The sequence below is a fragment of the Frigoribacterium sp. PvP054 genome (assembly GCF_040547465.1).
GTDB lineage: Bacteria > Actinomycetota > Actinomycetes > Actinomycetales > Microbacteriaceae > Frigoribacterium.
The window spans coordinates 89,112-103,700 of the sequence record NZ_JBEPPU010000009.1; the positions used below are offsets into that span (position 1 = coordinate 89,112).

14 protein-coding genes are annotated in these 14,589 nt (G+C 74.7%); 6 read left to right on the forward strand and 8 right to left on the reverse strand.

The features are described 5' to 3' along the window. Positions 1 to 124 precede the first annotated feature (124 nt). On the forward strand, positions 125 to 1,237 hold the full coding sequence (locus ABID81_RS12175) for a hypothetical protein (protein ID WP_354595052.1): 1,113 nt from the start codon (positions 125 to 127) through the stop codon (positions 1,235 to 1,237). A 48-nt stretch (positions 1,238 to 1,285) separates the two neighbouring features. After that, positions 1,286 to 2,143, forward strand: a complete 858-nt coding sequence (locus ABID81_RS12180) for an endo alpha-1,4 polygalactosaminidase (protein ID WP_354595053.1) — start codon at positions 1,286 to 1,288, stop codon at positions 2,141 to 2,143. Between the two features lie 211 nt (positions 2,144 to 2,354). On the opposite strand, the gene ABID81_RS12185 is transcribed toward ABID81_RS12180, so the two are convergent. The 3 genes from ABID81_RS12185 to ABID81_RS12195 are packed head-to-tail and all read right to left on the reverse strand — an operon-like array spanning position 2,355 to position 5,871. Beyond that, entirely contained in the window at positions 2,355 to 3,200 is an 846-nt protein-coding gene (locus tag ABID81_RS12185) for a transglutaminase family protein (protein WP_354595054.1), read from the reverse strand. Further along, a complete protein-coding gene (locus ABID81_RS12190; protein ID WP_354595055.1) occupies positions 3,197 to 4,123 on the reverse strand; it encodes an alpha-E domain-containing protein in 927 nt (308 codons plus the stop codon). Before ABID81_RS12190 ends, ABID81_RS12185 begins: the two co-directional genes overlap by 4 nt. Then, positions 4,117 to 5,871, reverse strand: a complete 1,755-nt coding sequence (locus ABID81_RS12195) for a circularly permuted type 2 ATP-grasp protein (protein WP_354595056.1) — start codon at positions 5,869 to 5,871, stop codon at positions 4,117 to 4,119. Before ABID81_RS12195 ends, ABID81_RS12190 begins: the two co-directional genes overlap by 7 nt. 188 nt (positions 5,872 to 6,059) lie before the next feature. Between ABID81_RS12195 and ABID81_RS12200 the strand changes: the two genes are divergently transcribed. The 4 genes from ABID81_RS12200 (at position 6,060) to ABID81_RS12215 (ending at position 10,015) form a co-directional block, all read left to right on the forward strand. Then, a complete protein-coding gene (locus ABID81_RS12200; RefSeq protein WP_354595057.1) occupies positions 6,060 to 6,272 on the forward strand; it encodes a hypothetical protein in 213 nt (70 codons plus the stop codon). 141 nt (positions 6,273 to 6,413) lie between these two features. Beyond that, entirely contained in the window at positions 6,414 to 6,683 is a 270-nt protein-coding gene (locus tag ABID81_RS12205) for a GlsB/YeaQ/YmgE family stress response membrane protein (RefSeq protein ID WP_043595797.1), read from the forward strand. A 93-nt stretch (positions 6,684 to 6,776) separates the two neighbouring features. After that, complete coding sequence (locus ABID81_RS12210; RefSeq protein ID WP_354595058.1) at positions 6,777 to 7,133, forward strand: phosphotransferase; 357 nt, start codon at positions 6,777 to 6,779, stop codon at positions 7,131 to 7,133. A gap of 131 nt (positions 7,134 to 7,264) precedes the next feature. Continuing rightward, positions 7,265 to 10,015 carry a phosphoenolpyruvate carboxylase gene (locus tag ABID81_RS12215; protein WP_502915220.1) on the forward strand — a complete coding sequence of 917 codons (2,751 nt, stop codon included), beginning with the start codon at positions 7,265 to 7,267 and terminating at the stop codon, positions 10,013 to 10,015. 102 nt (positions 10,016 to 10,117) lie between these two features. On the opposite strand, the gene ABID81_RS12220 is transcribed toward ABID81_RS12215, so the two are convergent. From ABID81_RS12220 to ABID81_RS12240, 5 genes are read right to left on the reverse strand one after another with little or no spacing between them, the layout of a single operon-like run. Then, a complete protein-coding gene (locus ABID81_RS12220) occupies positions 10,118 to 11,104 on the reverse strand; it encodes an SDR family NAD(P)-dependent oxidoreductase (protein ID WP_354595059.1) in 987 nt (328 codons plus the stop codon). A gap of 49 nt (positions 11,105 to 11,153) precedes the next feature. Then, positions 11,154 to 11,477 (reverse strand): ferredoxin, encoded by a 324-nt coding sequence (locus tag ABID81_RS12225; protein WP_354595060.1) that lies wholly within the window; start codon positions 11,475 to 11,477, stop codon positions 11,154 to 11,156. Beyond that, entirely contained in the window at positions 11,474 to 12,835 is a 1,362-nt protein-coding gene (locus tag ABID81_RS12230; protein WP_354595061.1) for an NADH-ubiquinone oxidoreductase-F iron-sulfur binding region domain-containing protein, read from the reverse strand. Before ABID81_RS12230 ends, ABID81_RS12225 begins: the two co-directional genes overlap by 4 nt. Then, positions 12,832 to 13,521 carry a ferric reductase-like transmembrane domain-containing protein gene (locus ABID81_RS12235; RefSeq protein WP_354595062.1) on the reverse strand — a complete coding sequence of 230 codons (690 nt, stop codon included), beginning with the start codon at positions 13,519 to 13,521 and terminating at the stop codon, positions 12,832 to 12,834. The genes ABID81_RS12230 and ABID81_RS12235 overlap by 4 nt, the downstream gene beginning before the upstream one ends. After that, positions 13,518 to 14,588, reverse strand: a complete 1,071-nt coding sequence (locus ABID81_RS12240; RefSeq protein ID WP_354595063.1) for an FAD:protein FMN transferase — start codon at positions 14,586 to 14,588, stop codon at positions 13,518 to 13,520. Before ABID81_RS12240 ends, ABID81_RS12235 begins: the two co-directional genes overlap by 4 nt. Between the last annotated feature and the right edge of the window lies 1 nt (position 14,589).

The window sequence follows — 14,589 nt, forward strand, 5'->3', positions numbered from 1 at the left end:
CATCGCCCGGGAACGGCGCGTCCGACACCGCGGGTTCCGGTCGAGCCCCCCTCGGGGTTACATTCGCAGGGGACATCCGCCCGGACCGACCGTCGGTGAGGCGTCCCGCGCCAGGAGGTGTCGCATGGGCAAGGCAGCAGTCACGGGCTGGATCGCGCTCGCCATGCTGGTCTCCGGTGCCGCGCTCGTCCTGGCCGCGACCTTCCGGTTGGCGAGCGTGGGGCTGTTCTCGGGCGGGTTCATGCCGCTCGGCGAACTCGACTTCGTCACGGTCGGCATCTGGCTGCTCGGCGCCGCCCTCGCCGTCGGCGGTGTCACCGTCGCCCTCGTCGGCCTGGCCGACCGCGTGCTGGGAGCCCTCCCCCACGACGACCCGGCGCCGGTCGCCGCCGACGAGCGGTCCGCGGCCCCCTCGCCGCTCACGACCGCCCCGGCACCCCGGGAGGCGCGCGTCCCGCCCGCCGGACGACCTGCGGTCGCCGCCTCGCTCGCGACCGCCCCCGTGGTCGCCGCCCCGACGTCGCCTCTCCCCGCGACCTCGGCCGCGGCCGCAGGAGCGGCGGCACGGGCCGACACCGCGACGCCGCTGCCCACCACGACGCTGCCGACGCCCGGGGACGCACCCCACGAGACCACCACGGCGGCGACGACGGGCGACCAGGCTCCGGCCGCGCCGACGCTGGCCGACCGCCTCCGCCCCGCCCTGTCGACCGCCGCCGCCCACGTCGCCGCGGTGGCCCGCACGGTCGGCGACGCCCTGGCCCGGGCAGGTCGGGCGACGGCGCGTGCCGTGCGTCGCGCGTCGCGCGCGACCGTCGCCTGGGCACGGCGCACCACGCCCGTCGTCGTCGCCTGGTTCCGCACGACGGGAGGCACCGTCGCGACCCACGCCCGACCGGCCGCCCGCTCGACCTGGGACGGCGTGCGCCACGGCAGCCGGGCCACGGCGGCCGGAGCCGTCGTCGCCGCCCGGGCCACGGGGGCGACCGCGCGCCGCGCCTCCTCGGCCGCTGCCGCCCGCGCACGCGAGAACACCCGCACGCTCGCGGCCGCCCGGGCCGCCGCCCGCCAGGCCGAGCTCGACCGCGAGCAGGCCCGTGAGGCCGCGCGCCTGGACTTCCTGGCCTCGCGGCGGGCCCCGGCCACGACGCCGACGACGGCCGCCGCGGCGATGGCCGGCCCGGTCGACGCCGCCGTCAGCGAGCAGGAGTCGGCCCCCCTCACCCACAGCGTCTGACGCCGTCGCCCGGCGGTGTCGCAGCGCCTCCTCCCCTAGGCTCACGGCATGCGCGCACCCCTCGGACTCGTCGGCCTCGTCGTCCTCGGGCTGGCCCTGGCGGGGTGCACCTCGGCGGGAGCCGGAGACGGTGGCCCGGCCGAGCGCGCCTCCGCGTCCGCGGCCCCGGCGGTCGACGGCGTCGAGCTGCCGCCCGAGGGCGCCCGCTTCGACTACCAGCTGGGAGGCGCGTCGACCGTCCCCGACGGAGCCACCGTCGTCGCCCGCGACAGCACCGACGACCCCGCCGAGGGCGTCTACGGCATCTGCTACGTGAACGGGTTCCAGACCCAGCCGGGCGTGGAGTGGCCGACGGACCTGCTGGTGCGGACGGCGGACGGCGAACCCCTGGTCGACCCGGGCTGGCCCGACGAGCACCTGTTCGACCTGTCGACGGAGGCGGTGCGGCAGGCCGTCGCCGAGCGTCAGGCGTCGACGATCGACGGCTGCGCCGACTCGGGCTACCGGGCGGTCGAGTTCGACAACCTCGACTCGTGGACGCGGTCGGACGGAGCCTTCGGCGAGGACGACGCGGTCGCCTACGCCACGCTGCTCGTCGCCCGGGCGCACGCCGCGGGGCTGGCCACGGCCCAGAAGAACACCGCCGACCTGGGCACCCGCGGGCGCGACGAGGTCGGCTACGACTTCGCGGTCACCGAGGAGTGCGACCGCTACGACGAGTGCGCCGCCTACACCGACGTCTACGGCGGGCTCGTGTTCGACGTCGAGTACACCGACGACCTGCGCGGCGCGGTCGCCACGGTGTGCGCCCGGGTGGACGCGCTCGACCCCGCGCCCTCGACCATCGTGCGCGACCGCGACCTGGTGCCGGCCACCGACCCGGCCCACGTCTACACGGCCTGCTGACCCGCGCCTCCACGGGCTGCCGCCCCGGGGCTCGCGGCCGGGGCGCTTCGCACCGCGTTTCGTGCACCACACCGTGTCTCGACGCGGTGCGGTGCACGAATTGCGGTGCGGTGCGGAAGGCGTGGCGTGGCCTGGCGTGGCGCGGTGCGGAAGGCGCGGCGCGGCGCGGCGACGCACGCGAGCCGCGACGGCAGGGCCGGCGGGGCCGCCCCTAGGCCTCGCGAGTGATCTCGACGGTGACGAAGAGCTCGCTGTTCGACGAGCCGGCGTAGACCCCGCGCAGCGGCGGCACGTCGCGGTAGTCGCGGCCCTGGCCGACGACGACGTGTCGTTCGCCGATGTCGATCAGGTTGGTCGGGTCGTAGCCGTGCCAGGTGCCGCAGAAGAACTCGACCCAGGCGTGGGACTCGCCCGTGACCGTCTCGCGCAGCTCGGCCGAGGGCTTCGGGTGCAGGTAGCCGCTGACGTAGCGCGCCGGGATGCCCGCGGCCCGCAGCGCGCCCACCGTGACGTGGGCGATGTCCTGGCAGACGCCGGCCCGGGCGGCCCACGACTCGGCGGCCGTGGTCTTCACGTTGGTGACGCCCGGCAGGTACCGCACCGCGCCTCCCACGGTCTCGCAGATCGCCATCGCGGCGGCGCACGGGTCGGTGTGCGCCGCACGGGCGTCGGTGCCGACCGCCGCGAGGTCGGCGGGAGGCGCGGTGAGGGGCGTCTGCTCGAGGTGCTCGACGAACGAGGTGCTGGCCCCCGCCACCGACGCCAGGAGGGCCCACGAGATCGTCTCGGCCGGATGCGCCTGCGGACGGACCTCGACGAGCGAGGTCGCCGTCAGCGAGAGCTGCCGGTGCGGCAGCAGCACCTCGAACGACGACACCCGGGTGCCCCAGTAGTCGACGTACTCGTGCGACGCGGCGACCGGCTCGATGCGCAGGTGCGACGAGAGGACGAACTGGCCCTCGGTGTGCGCGGGCAGCATGCGGGCCTCGTTGTAGCTCGCGACGGCCTCGCCCTGGTACGAGAACCCGGTCACGTGCCGGATGCGCAGCCGGCTCACGACCGCTCACCCACCCAGGTCGGAGCCGCGCTCGTCGGGAAGTACCGCTGCCGGATCGCCTCGGACGCGGCGCTCGTGGCGGCCTGCACGGTGTCCATCTGGCCCGGCAGGTCGTCGAGGATCTCGCCGATCGGCCGGAACTCGAGCTCGCTGCGCATCTGCCCGAGGATGCGCACGCCGCTGTCGGACGCGGCGACCCGGTGGGTCGTCGGCTCGACCTCGCGCAGGCACGACTCGGCCCGGCTGATCGCGAAGAGCACGCTGCGGGGGAAGAGCCGGTCGAGCAGCAGGAACTCGGCGGCGTTGCGGGCGCTCGGCACGCCCCGGTAGGTGCGCAGGTAGGCCTCGTAGGCGCCGCACGACCGCAGGATCGTCGTCCACGACGGGCCCGACGCCTCGGTCAGCGTGCGGGTGGCGAGCAGGCGTGCGGTCATGTCGGCCCGCTCGATCGACCGGCCGAGGGTGAAGAACTGCCACACCTCGTCGCGGCTCGTCGCGCTCTCGATGATGCCGACGGCGAGCGCGCTCCGTTCGCGCACCCAGGCGAAGAACTCGTGCACCTTGTCGTCCGCGACCTTGCGGGGCATGCGGGCGCGCGTCGTGTTGAGGCACTCCCAGAGCTCGGTCGAGACGATCTCGCGGGCCCGGCGCGCGTTCTCGCGGGCGGCGCCCAACGAGTAGGCGATCGAGGCCGGGTTGTGCCGGTCGACGGCCAGCATCGACAGCACGTCCCCGCGGGCCAGGTCGCCCTCGGGGGCGTCGCTGCCCATCACGGCGAGCAGGCTGCGGCAGGCGACGTCCTCCTCGATCCACGGGTCCTCGAGCAGCAGCTGCAGGTGGACGTCGAGGATGCGCGCCGTGCCGTCCGACCGCTCGATGTACCGGCCGATCCAGAACAGGCTCTCGGCGATGCGGCTCAGCATGATGGCCCTTCGGTCGGGGTGGCTGCGTGGTCGTCGGGCGGGGACGCAGGAGGCGCGGGGCGTCCTGGCGACCCCGGCCGCGCCTCCTTCGCCTGTTGCTGTTGTGCCTGCTGGTCGTTGCGCGGGTCGTCCTGGGGTGCGTGGTCGGGGCTGTGGTCCGCCGCCGCGGCGGCGGCCTCGGCGGCCTGCTCGGGCGTGATCACCGGGATCGACTGGGTCGGGGTGGTCTGCTCGGCGATGAGCGCGCTGACGTCGTGCCCGGCCCAGGCGTTGACGTCGCCGCCGACGATCCAGGTGTCCTTCGAGCCACCGCCCTGGCTGCTGTTGACCACGAGCTGCCCCTCGGGCAACGCGACCCGGGTGAGGCCGCCGGGCAGCACCCAGACGTCGTCGCCGTCGTGCACCGCGAACGGACGCAGGTCGGCGTGCCGGGGGCGCAGGCCGTCGTGGACCAGGGTGGGGATCGTGCTGAGCTGCACCACGGGCTGGGCGATCCAGCCGCGGGGGTCGCGCTGCAGCTGCGTGCGCAGGTCGTCGAGCTCGCGTCGACTGGCGGCGGGCCCGACCACGAGGCCCTTGCCCCCCGAGCCGTCGACCGGCTTGACCACGAGCTCGTCGAGCCGGTCGAGCACCTCGTCGAGGGCGCCGGGGTCCTCGAGCCGCCAGGTGCGCACGTTCGGCAGCAGCGCCTCCTCGCCCAGGTAGTAGCGGATCAGCTCGGGCAGGTACGTGTAGACGAGCTTGTCGTCGGCGACGCCGTTGCCGACCGCGTTCGCGATGGTCACCGTCCCGAGGCGCGCGGCCATCAGCAGGCCGGGCGAGCCGAGCACCGAGTCCGCCCGGAACTGCAGCGGGTCGAGGAACTCGTCGTCGACCCGGCGGTAGATCACGTCGACGCGCTCGGGGCCGCCGGTGGTCCGCATGAAGACGCGGCCGCCCGAGCAGTAGAGGTCGCGGCCCTCGACCAGCTCGACGCCCATGAGACGGGCCAGCAAGGTGTGCTCGTAGTACGCCGAGTTGAAGACACCCGGCGTCAGCACCACGACCGTCGGCTCGTCGACGCCCGACGGCGCGCTCTTCTTGAGCGCGGCGAGCAGGCGGTTCGGGTAGTCGCCCACCGGGCGCACCCGCATCGAGACGAACAGCTCGGGCAGCGTCTGCGCCATGACCCGGCGGTTCGAGATGACGTAGCTCACGCCGCTCGGGACGCGGACGTTGTCCTCGAGCACCCGCCAGGCCCCGGCCTCGTCGCGGATCAGGTCGATGCCGCTGACCTGGATGCGCACGCCGTTGGCGGGGTCGATGCCGCTCGCCTGCCGGTGGAAGTGGCTCGAGCTCGTGATCAGGCTCGCGGGGATGACCCCGTCGGCGATCGCCGTCTGCGGGCCGTAGACGTCGGCGAGGAACGCCTCGAGCGCCTTGACGCGCTGCTTGACGCCTCGCTCGACGGTGGTCCACTCGGCGTGCTCGACGACGCGGGGCACGGCGTCGAGCGGGAAGGGGCGCTCCTCGCCGGCGAAGTCGAAGGTGACGCCCTGCGCCAGGTACGAGTCGGCCAGGGCGGCGGTCCGGCCGCGCAGGTCGTCCTGCGTCATGCCCTCGAGGGTGGCGTGGATGTCGTGGTACGCCCGGCGGGGCGTGCCGTCGGGCTCGAACATCTCGTCCCACGCCGTGGCGGTCGGACGCGACCCGGCCGGCCGGGTCGCGGCACCCGTGGTGGTCGCGTATCCGTCGAAGAGCTCACCCATGGCTCGACGCTAGCCAGGGGGTGTTGCCGGGGTGTTTCGGTCGTGCGGCGAGGGCGTGACGCCCGAGCGCCGACAGGACGGATGCGAACGCCGCAAGCGCAAGACCCGACCGATTTGTAACAGAGAACTCCCAGGAGGAATAGCGTCACCGGCGAACGACAAGAACGTCCCACCGGGAGGACCACCACATGCGCTTCAAGTACCTCGTCATCGCTCTCATCGCGTTCCTCGCGTACACCTACGGCGCCAAGGCCGGAAAGGGCCGCTACAAGGAGATCAGCAACTTCTTCGGCTCGTTCTGGAACGACCCCAAGGTCAAGAAGGCGCGTGCCCAGGCCAAGAAGGACGTCACGAAGGCCCGCAAGGCCGCCGTGAAGAAGGCTCGCAAGGCCTCGCACTAGTCCTCCCCGCCACGGAGACCGAAGGAACGACCTTCCTGAGGACTCCGACCGTGCGGCCGTGATCACAGACCCCGCTGGCACGCACCCGACCGTCTCAGCAGCAACAGCGCAACCCGCGCACCCAACGAAAAGGAACACATCATGGGCTTCCTCGCCTTCATCCTCCTCGGCCTCATCGCCGGCGCCATCGCCAAGCTCATCCTCCCCGGCCGTCAGGGCGGCGGCTGGATCGCCACCCTGATCCTCGGCGTCATCGGCGCCCTCATCGGCGGTTGGATCGGCGGCGCCGTGTTCAACGTCGGCTACGACGGCTTCTTCAGCATCCAGAGCTGGATCATCGCCATCCTCGGCGCGCTCGTCGTCCTCGTCATCTGGGGCTTCATCACCGGCCGCAAGGGCAGCCGCGCGTAAGCAGCTCCCCGCACCAAGCAGAACGGGCCGTCCCCTCGGGGGCGGCCCGTTCCGTCGTTCGCGGGACGGGGGCTGAGGCGGCTGCACGACGCCTTGCCGGTCGACGAGTGCCCCTTCAGCTGGTCGGTCGACGACCGGATCGCGACCAGCGCGAAGGCCCGCACCGCGCCTCCCGGGCTGGGTGACCCTCCGCCGATCGACCGGCTCGTCGTCTGCCACGGCGACCCGTGCGTGCCCAACACCATGATCGGCGACGACGGCCTCTGGTCGGGGCACGTCGACTTCGACGCCCTCGGCGTCGCGGACCGTTGGGCCGACCTCGCCGTCGCCACGATGAGCCTCGGCTGGAACTACGGGCCCGGCCACGAGCAGGCCTTCCTCGACGCGTACGGCGTCGCCGACGACCCCGTCCGCACCGAGTACTACCGGGCGCTCTGGGCCGCGACCTGAGCCGGGGCGCGCCGTACCAGCTGCCCCGAGCCGGGCACCACGCCACGTTCTGGACACCGCGCCACGATTAAACCTGGCGCGGTGACCAGAACGTGGCGTCATGAAGCGCCCGGGTCGTCCAAGATGGTGCGGTGACCGACATCGAGACCACACGACGACACGACGGCAGCCGCGACGACATCAGCGGCGCCGTCGACGGCAGCCTGCGTCAGGACGTCAGCTACCTCGGCAGCCTGCTCGGCCGGGTGCTGCGCGAGTCCGGCGGCGACGAGCTCTACCGGGCCGTCGAGGACGTCCGCGCGGCCGTCATCGCCGCCTACGAGGGGGCCGACGGCGCGAGCCTCGACGACGCCCAGCGCCTCGTCGACGCGCTCGACCAGGGCCTGGCCGAGCAGGTCGCCCGTGCCTTCACCTGCTACTTCCACCTCAGCAACCTCGCCGAGGAGCACCACCGGGTGCGGGTCCTGCGCCGCCGTGGCAGCGAGGCCAGCGGTGCCGGCGACTCGGTCTCGGCCACGCTGCGCCAACTGACCGAGGAGGTCGGGGCGGAGGAAGCCTCGAAGCGACTCGACGCGTTGCGCTTCCACCCCGTGCTCACGGCCCACCCGACCGAGGCCCGTCGTCGTGCGGTCGCGTCGAGCATCCGGCGCATCAGCGACCTCATGACCGACCGCGACCGGCTCGAGAACGACGTCGCCGTGGCCGAGGCCGAGCGCCGGTTGCTCGAGGAGGTCGACACGCTCTGGCGCACCTCGCCGATCCGCACCACGCGGCCGACCCCGCTCGACGAGGTGCGGACGGCCATGAGCATCTTCGACCAGACGCTGTTCGAGATCGTGCCGCAGGTCTACCGCCTGCTCGACGACCGGCTGCTCGGCGAGGCCGCCGGCCGCGAGCCCGCCGTGGCCCCGGCCTTCATGCGCCTCGGCACCTGGATCGGCGGCGACCGTGACGGCAACCCGCACGTCACCGCCGAGGTCACGCGCGCCGCCGCCGACATCGCCGCCGAGCACGTCCTGCTCGGCCTGCACCGGGCGACCACCCGCATCGGCGGCACCCTCACGCTCGACGAGGCCGAGACGCCGGCCTCCGACGACCTCGTGGCCCTCGCGGAGGCGCAGCGCCGGATGGACGCGGACGTCGCGTCCCGCATCGGCGTGCGCTCGCCCCACGAGCTGCACCGCCGCGTGCTGATGTTCGTCGCCGCGCGCATCGACGCCACCCGCCGCGAAGGTGCCGCGCTCGCCTACGGCCACCCCGACGAGCTGCTCGCCGACCTGCGCGTCGTCCAGCGGTCGCTGCGGGCCGCTGGCGCCCACCGCAGTGCCAACGGCGACCTGCAGGGCCTGGTCTGGCAGGTCGAGACCTTCGGCTTCCACCTCGCCGAGCTCGAGGTGCGCCAGCACTCGCAGGTGCACCGCACGGCCCTGGGCGAACTGCGCGCCGCCGACCCGGTCGCGGGTGCGTCGCACGAGGCGGGTGCGGCGCAGGCGACCGACGGGGCGCAGGCTACCGACGGCGTCGTCGAGACCGACGCCGCGCCTCCTGCCCGGTCCGAGATGACCGACGAGGTGCTCGCGGTGTTCCGCACCATCGCCGACCTGCAGAAGCGTTACGGCGTGCGGGCCGCGTCGCGCTACATCGTGTCGTTCACGCAGTCGTCGGCCGACCTCGCGAACGTCTACGAGCTGGCCGAGCGCGCGATGGGCGACGAGCCGGCCCCCGTGCTCGACGTGATCCCGCTGTTCGAGACGTTCGCCGACCTCGAGGCCAGCACGCGCATCCTCGACGAGGCGCTTCGGACCGAGGCCGTCCAGAAGCGGCTCGAGGCGACGGGTCGTCGCCTCGAGGTGATGCTCGGCTACTCGGACTCGTCCAAGGACGTCGGGCCCGTCTCGGCCACGTTCGCCCTCTACGCGGCGCAGGCGCGCATCGCCGACTGGGCCGCCGAGAACGACATCGAGCTGACCCTCTTCCACGGCCGCGGCGGAGCCCTCGGGCGCGGCGGCGGACCGGCGAACGAGGCCGTGCTGGCCCAGCCGCCGGCCTCGGTCGACGGCCGCTTCAAGATCACCGAGCAGGGCGAGGTCATCTTCGCCCAGTACGGCAACAAGACGATCGCCGCCCGGCACGTCGAGCAGATGGCCGCCGCGACGCTGCTGGCCTCGAGCCCGTCGAACGAACAGGCGAACGCGACCGCCGCGGACCGGTTCGCCGACGTCGCCGAGACCATGGACGTGGCGTCGCGCGAGGCGTTCTTCGGCCTGGTGAAGGCCGACGGCTTCGCGTCGTGGTTCGCCGCCGTCACCCCGATGGAGGAGGTCGGCCTGCTCGCGCTCGGCTCGCGCCCGGCGCGACGGGGGCTGTCGGTCGAGTCGCTCGAAGACCTCAGGGCGATCCCGTGGGTGTTCGCCTGGACCCAGGCCCGCATCAACCTGGCCGGCTGGTACGGCCTCGGGTCGGCCCTCGAGGCGGTCGGCGACCTCGACCGGCTGCGCGAGGCGTACGCGACCTGGCCGCTGTTCTCGGCGATGATCAAGAACGTCGAGATGTCGCTCGCCAAGACCGACGAGCACATCGCCCGCGAGTACCTGGCCCTGGCCGACCGCGACGACCTCGCCGGCCGCGTCCTCGACGAGATGGCCCGCACCCGCTCGTGGGTGCTCGCGGTCAGCGGCCACGACGAGGTGCTCGACGGGCGCCCGGTGCTGAGCCGTGCCGTCCGACTGCGCTCGCCCTACGTCGACGCCCTCTCGCTGCTGCAGCTGCGCGCCCTCCGGGCCATCCGCCGCGCCGGCGGCGGCGACCCGGCGGACGCCGACCACCGCCTCCTGCTGCTCAGCGTCAACGGCATCGCCGCCGGACTGCAGAACACCGGCTGAGCCGCGGGGCCCGACCGCAGGAGGCGCGGGCCGGTCTCGAGGACCGGCTCGCGCCTCCTGCGTTCCCGACCCGCGGTGTCGCCGGGCCCGCGGTCTCGCCGGTCAGGCGAGCAGCTGCTCGCTGAGGGCCCAGAGGCGGTCGGACTGCTCGGGGTCGAGGGCGTAGTCCTTGACGCCTCGGCCGGGGGCGTCGTCGCGGAACGGTTCGGCCTCGGCGACGTCCTCGAAGTAGCGGGCGCCCACGCCCTCGACGAGCGGGTGCACGGCCACGAAGACCGACGTCGCGGCGCCCTGCTGCGTCGACTTGAAGGCCGGGTTGGGCGTGCCCTCTTCGTCGATCCAGCCCCGGTCGAGCATCTCCTGCTTCGGCAGGTGGCGCTGCAGGGGCGTGATGATGCCGCCAGGGTGCACGGCGTTGGCGAGCACGCCGTCGTCGGCCCAGCGCTGCGTCACCCCCACGGCGAAGAGTGCGTTCGCCGTCTTCGACTGCCCGTAGGCCGCCCACGGGTCGTACTCCCGACGCTCGAACATGACGTCGTCGAACACGACCGGCGAGCGGTGGTGGCCCGTCGAGCTGAGCGACACCAGGCGTGACGGCGTGCCCGAGGCCTGGGCGCCGGCGACCAGGGCGTCGCGCAGGGCGTTCGCGAGCGCGAAGTGGCCCAGGTGGTTGTTGCTGAACTGGAGCTCCCAGCCCTCGGGCGTGCGGGTCTCGGGCGTGGCCATGACGCCGGCGTTGTCGATCAGCACGTCGAGGGGACCCTGCCACGCGTCGGCGAAGGCCTGCAGCGTGTCGCGCTTCTCGAGGTCGAGGACCGCCGCGCGGACGGACCCCGGGCCGGCGGCAAGGCCCGTGCCGCCGCCCGCGCCCGTACTGGCGCGGATGTCGGCGACGGCTTGCTCGCCCTGCTCGGGACGGCGGACGGCCAGGGTCACGTCGGCCCCGGCCGCGACGAGGGAACGGGCGGTCTCGATGCCGATGCCGGACGCGGCGCCGGTCACGACGATGCGCGTGCCGGTCAGGTCGAGGCCGTCGACGACCTCGTCCGCCGTGGTGGAGGCGCTGAAGGGAGTGGTGATGCGAGTCATGGCCTCGACGCTACGCCCGCGGGTCTCGGGCGCGTCAGGCGGCCGGGGGTCACGGCAGGGGCAGGGGCCGGAGGCGCAGGGCGGCCCTCGGGCACAGGGCGACGGCGTCGCGGGCGGCGTCGACGAGCTCGGGCGGGACGGTGACGTCCGACCGGGAGGCGGGTGGCTGGCCGACGGCCACGGGGTGTCCCCACTCGTCGCGTTCGAGCAGTTCGGGCAGCAGCTCGGTGCAGAGTCCGCGCCCGTCGCAGAGGGTCCAGTCGACGTGCATCGACGCCGCCGCACCGCGGACCGGGCCCGACCGGCCCGAACCCGCGGCTCCGACCGGCCGCGGTGACGACGGGGTGCCCCGGCCGAGGTCGAGGGCGCTCATCGTCCCTCCCCCGGTCGGGTCGGCGTCGCCGACGGCACGCTGGGACCCGGGCCTCCGGCGAGGCACCGCCCCTCGAGGTGGTGCCGCACGTCGTCCGCGAACGCCTGCAGCGTGCTGAACACGAGTCGGGCCGTGCCGTCGGGGTGGTGGCACGACCCGCGCCCGGTGACGAGTCCGGCCAGCCGGGTCACCTCACCGGGCAGCCACGTCGCGCGGTCGCCGCGGGCCAGCCTGCCGAGCACGTCGGCCAGCCGGGGCAGGCCGTTCAGGCACGGTCCGCACTGCCGGGCCGACTGCCCCGCCAGGTACGTCGTGATCTCGGCCGCCGCCGCGAGTCCGCACCCGTCGGCGGTCAGCGCCCAGACGACGCCAGCCCCCGGCGAGGCACCCCAGGGGTGCAGGGCCTCGCGCGTGAAGGGCAGGTCCAGGGCCCCGACCGGCAGCCACGCGCCGTGGAACCCGCCGACCAGCACCGCCCGCAGCCGCGTCGGGTCGACGCCGGCGGCCTCGACGATGCGGCGGAGGCTCATGGTGCCGGTGACCTCGAGGACCCGACCCGCGCCTCCCGGGGTCGCGGCCGTCGCCATCGGCGACCGCCCGTCACCACCGCTGACGGTGACCAGGCGCGTGCCCGGCTCGGCGGGCGCGCCCACCGAGCGGAACCACGCGACCCCGAAGCGCGCCACGAGGGCGAGCTGGGCCAGCGTCTCGACGTTCTGCACCAGCGTCGGTCGACCGCCGACGCCGCTCGTGGTGAGTCGTGCGATCCGGTCGGACGGCACCGCGGGACGGCCCTCGACGGCGGCCACGACCGAGCTCGCCTCACCCGACAAGAAGGTGTCGGGGGCCTCGACGAGGGTCACGTCCGACGCGTCGCCCCGCTCGCGGAGCGCGGCCTCGACCACCGGCAGGAGGCGCGGGGTCGTGTAGAGGACGGCCCGCGAGGCTCCCACGGTCGCCGCGGCCAGCAGCAGCCCGTCGAGCACGAGGTGCGGGGCCCGGTCGAGCAGCGTGGCGTCCTTGCGGCTGAGGGGTTCGCCCTCGGCACCGTTGCCGACGACCACCGCGCGGTGCCGCCCCCGGGCGGCCGGACCCCCGCGGCCCTGCTGCTCGGCGCGGGCGGCCGCGAGCTTGCGCCAGGTCGCGAAGTGGGCTCCGCCACGACCGTCGAGCCCTGCCCCCTGCAGCTCGGCGATCAGGTCGGGGCCCGCGTGGTCGAGGGTCAGCGGCCCGAACGCCGCGAGGTGCGCGGCGAGCGACGGATCGGCGGCGGCGAAGAGTCGACGGACGCCGTTCGGGGCCGGGTGGCGGGTGCCTCCCGTCGAGGACGGCACGGGCGGCGGGGCGAGCGTGGTCATCGGGGCAGCCTCTCGACGGGGCGGGACGGCACGGGGCGTGCCACGGCAGGGGGTGTGGTCGGAGTGTCGGCCCACGGCGTGCGCTGCGTCGGCGTCCAGCCGGTCGGGGGGACGGACCCGAGGTCGCGCGGCGTGGCCCGGGGCCGCCGCCGGGTGCCGAGCTGGACGAAGCGCGTGCTCAGCCGCCACGCGACGGATGCGACGACGGCCACGGTGCAGAGCCCGGCGAGCGCGAGGAACCACGCGTCGGTGCCGTTCGTGCCGTTGCCGATCGCGTGGGCGAGCGCCACGGGCCAGAGCAGGTAGGTGCCCCAGTGCACGGCGCGGAACACGCGGCGGCCGACGTGCCGGCGCAGCATCCCGGTCAGGGCGATCGCGATCGTCAGGTCGAGGGCGAGCGTGCCGAGCCCCTGCCAGAACGGCCGGAAGTCGCCGAAGAAGGGCACGACGATGTCGAGCAGGGTCAGCTGTGCGAAGGGGTCGAAGAGCAGCGCCACGACGTGGACCAGCAGGAACGCGGTCGCGAACAGCGACACGTTGCGGTGCACGAGCGTCACCGAGAACCGGGGCAGGCCGGCCAGCGGTCGACCCGAGCGGGTGACGACGCCGAGCACGACGGCGGCGGTGAACAGCACCAGGGCGGCGACGCCCGTGCCGCGGCCCAGGGCCCAGAGTGCCTCGGTCACGAGCCGCTGCCCCCGTCGACCTCGGCGGGCCAGCCGCCGGTCACGACGACGCGACCCCGCGAGTCGACGAGTCGCGCGGGGGCGGCGAGCGAGGTGAGCCAGGCGACGGCGCCGAGACCGCGCACGACCGCGGCCGTGCTGAGCGTGTTCGCCCGCAGGCAGGTCGGGGCCGCCACCGTGACGCTCCGCCAGACCGGAGCCGCCGGCACGCCCCACCGCGGGTCGAGGATGTGGTGGACCGGTCGCCCGCCCGAGGTCCACCGCCGCTTCTGCGTGCTCGAGGTGGCGAGGGCGTGGCCGGGCGCGAGCTCGATCGTGGTCGCGGGGTCGGTCGGCAGGTCCTGCACGTCGACGCCCCAGCTCGACCGGCCGGCGGGGGCGGGGCCCGCCGTGGCGATGTCGCCGCCGAGCGAGACCAGCACCCCGACCCCGAGCTCGTCCGCGACGCGTCGGGCCGCGAGGTCGGCGGCGACGGCCTTGGCCGTGGCTCCGAGGTCGAGGCGGACGCCGGCGGGCACGGTGAGGACGCGCCCGTCGAGGCGGACGTCCGGCCAGGCCGGCGCACGACGGGGGCCGGGAGCGAGGGTGACCCCCTCGGCGACCGCGAGGGACGCCGGGGCCGGCGCCGCGCCTCCTGCGGGATCGGCAGACGGCACGCCGTGCTCGTAGCCGAGCGCGACGAGGTCGGCGCCGAGGGTCGGGTCCACGTCACCGTCGGTGTCCCGGGCGGCGACGAGGGCGGCGTCGACCAGGCGGGCGAGCATCGCGCTCACCTCGACCCCGCCCACCGGCGCGGGGCCGAGCCGACTCAGCTCGGAGTCCTCGCGGAACCGGCTGCCGGCCCGCTCGACCGCCCCGGTGACCTCGTCCACGATCGCCGCGGCGGCGTCGAGGAGGCGCGGGTCGGCGACCACGAGACGCGCGTCGGTGGTCCAGAGGGTCCAGTCGCGGGTGGCGGTCGGGTCGGTGCGGAGGGTCGGGGTGGTGCGGGGAGTCGGGGTGGTGCGGAGGGTCGGGGTGGTGCGGGTGGGCGGGGTGGTGCGGGTGGGCGGGGTCGAGGTCGGCATG

Coding starts and splice junctions, on each gene's coding strand:
- ABID81_RS12200 (WP_354595057.1), top strand. CDS start 6,060: ATGCGCTTCAAGTACCTCGTCATCGCTCTCATCGCGTTCCTCGCGTAC.
- ABID81_RS12220 (WP_354595059.1), bottom strand. CDS start 11,104: ATGACTCGCATCACCACTCCCTTCAGCGCCTCCACCACGGCGGACGAG.
- ABID81_RS12230 (WP_354595061.1), bottom strand. CDS start 12,835: ATGACCACGCTCGCCCCGCCGCCCGTGCCGTCCTCGACGGGAGGCACC.
- ABID81_RS12240 (WP_354595063.1), bottom strand. CDS start 14,588: ATGCCGACCTCGACCCCGCCCACCCGCACCACCCCGCCCACCCGCACC.
- ABID81_RS12195 (WP_354595056.1), bottom strand. CDS start 5,871: ATGGGTGAGCTCTTCGACGGATACGCGACCACCACGGGTGCCGCGACC.
- ABID81_RS12225 (WP_354595060.1), bottom strand. CDS start 11,477: ATGAGCGCCCTCGACCTCGGCCGGGGCACCCCGTCGTCACCGCGGCCG.
- ABID81_RS12175 (WP_354595052.1), top strand. CDS start 125: ATGGGCAAGGCAGCAGTCACGGGCTGGATCGCGCTCGCCATGCTGGTC.
- ABID81_RS12180 (WP_354595053.1), top strand. CDS start 1,286: ATGCGCGCACCCCTCGGACTCGTCGGCCTCGTCGTCCTCGGGCTGGCC.
- ABID81_RS12205 (WP_043595797.1), top strand. CDS start 6,414: ATGGGCTTCCTCGCCTTCATCCTCCTCGGCCTCATCGCCGGCGCCATC.
- ABID81_RS12190 (WP_354595055.1), bottom strand. CDS start 4,123: ATGCTGAGCCGCATCGCCGAGAGCCTGTTCTGGATCGGCCGGTACATC.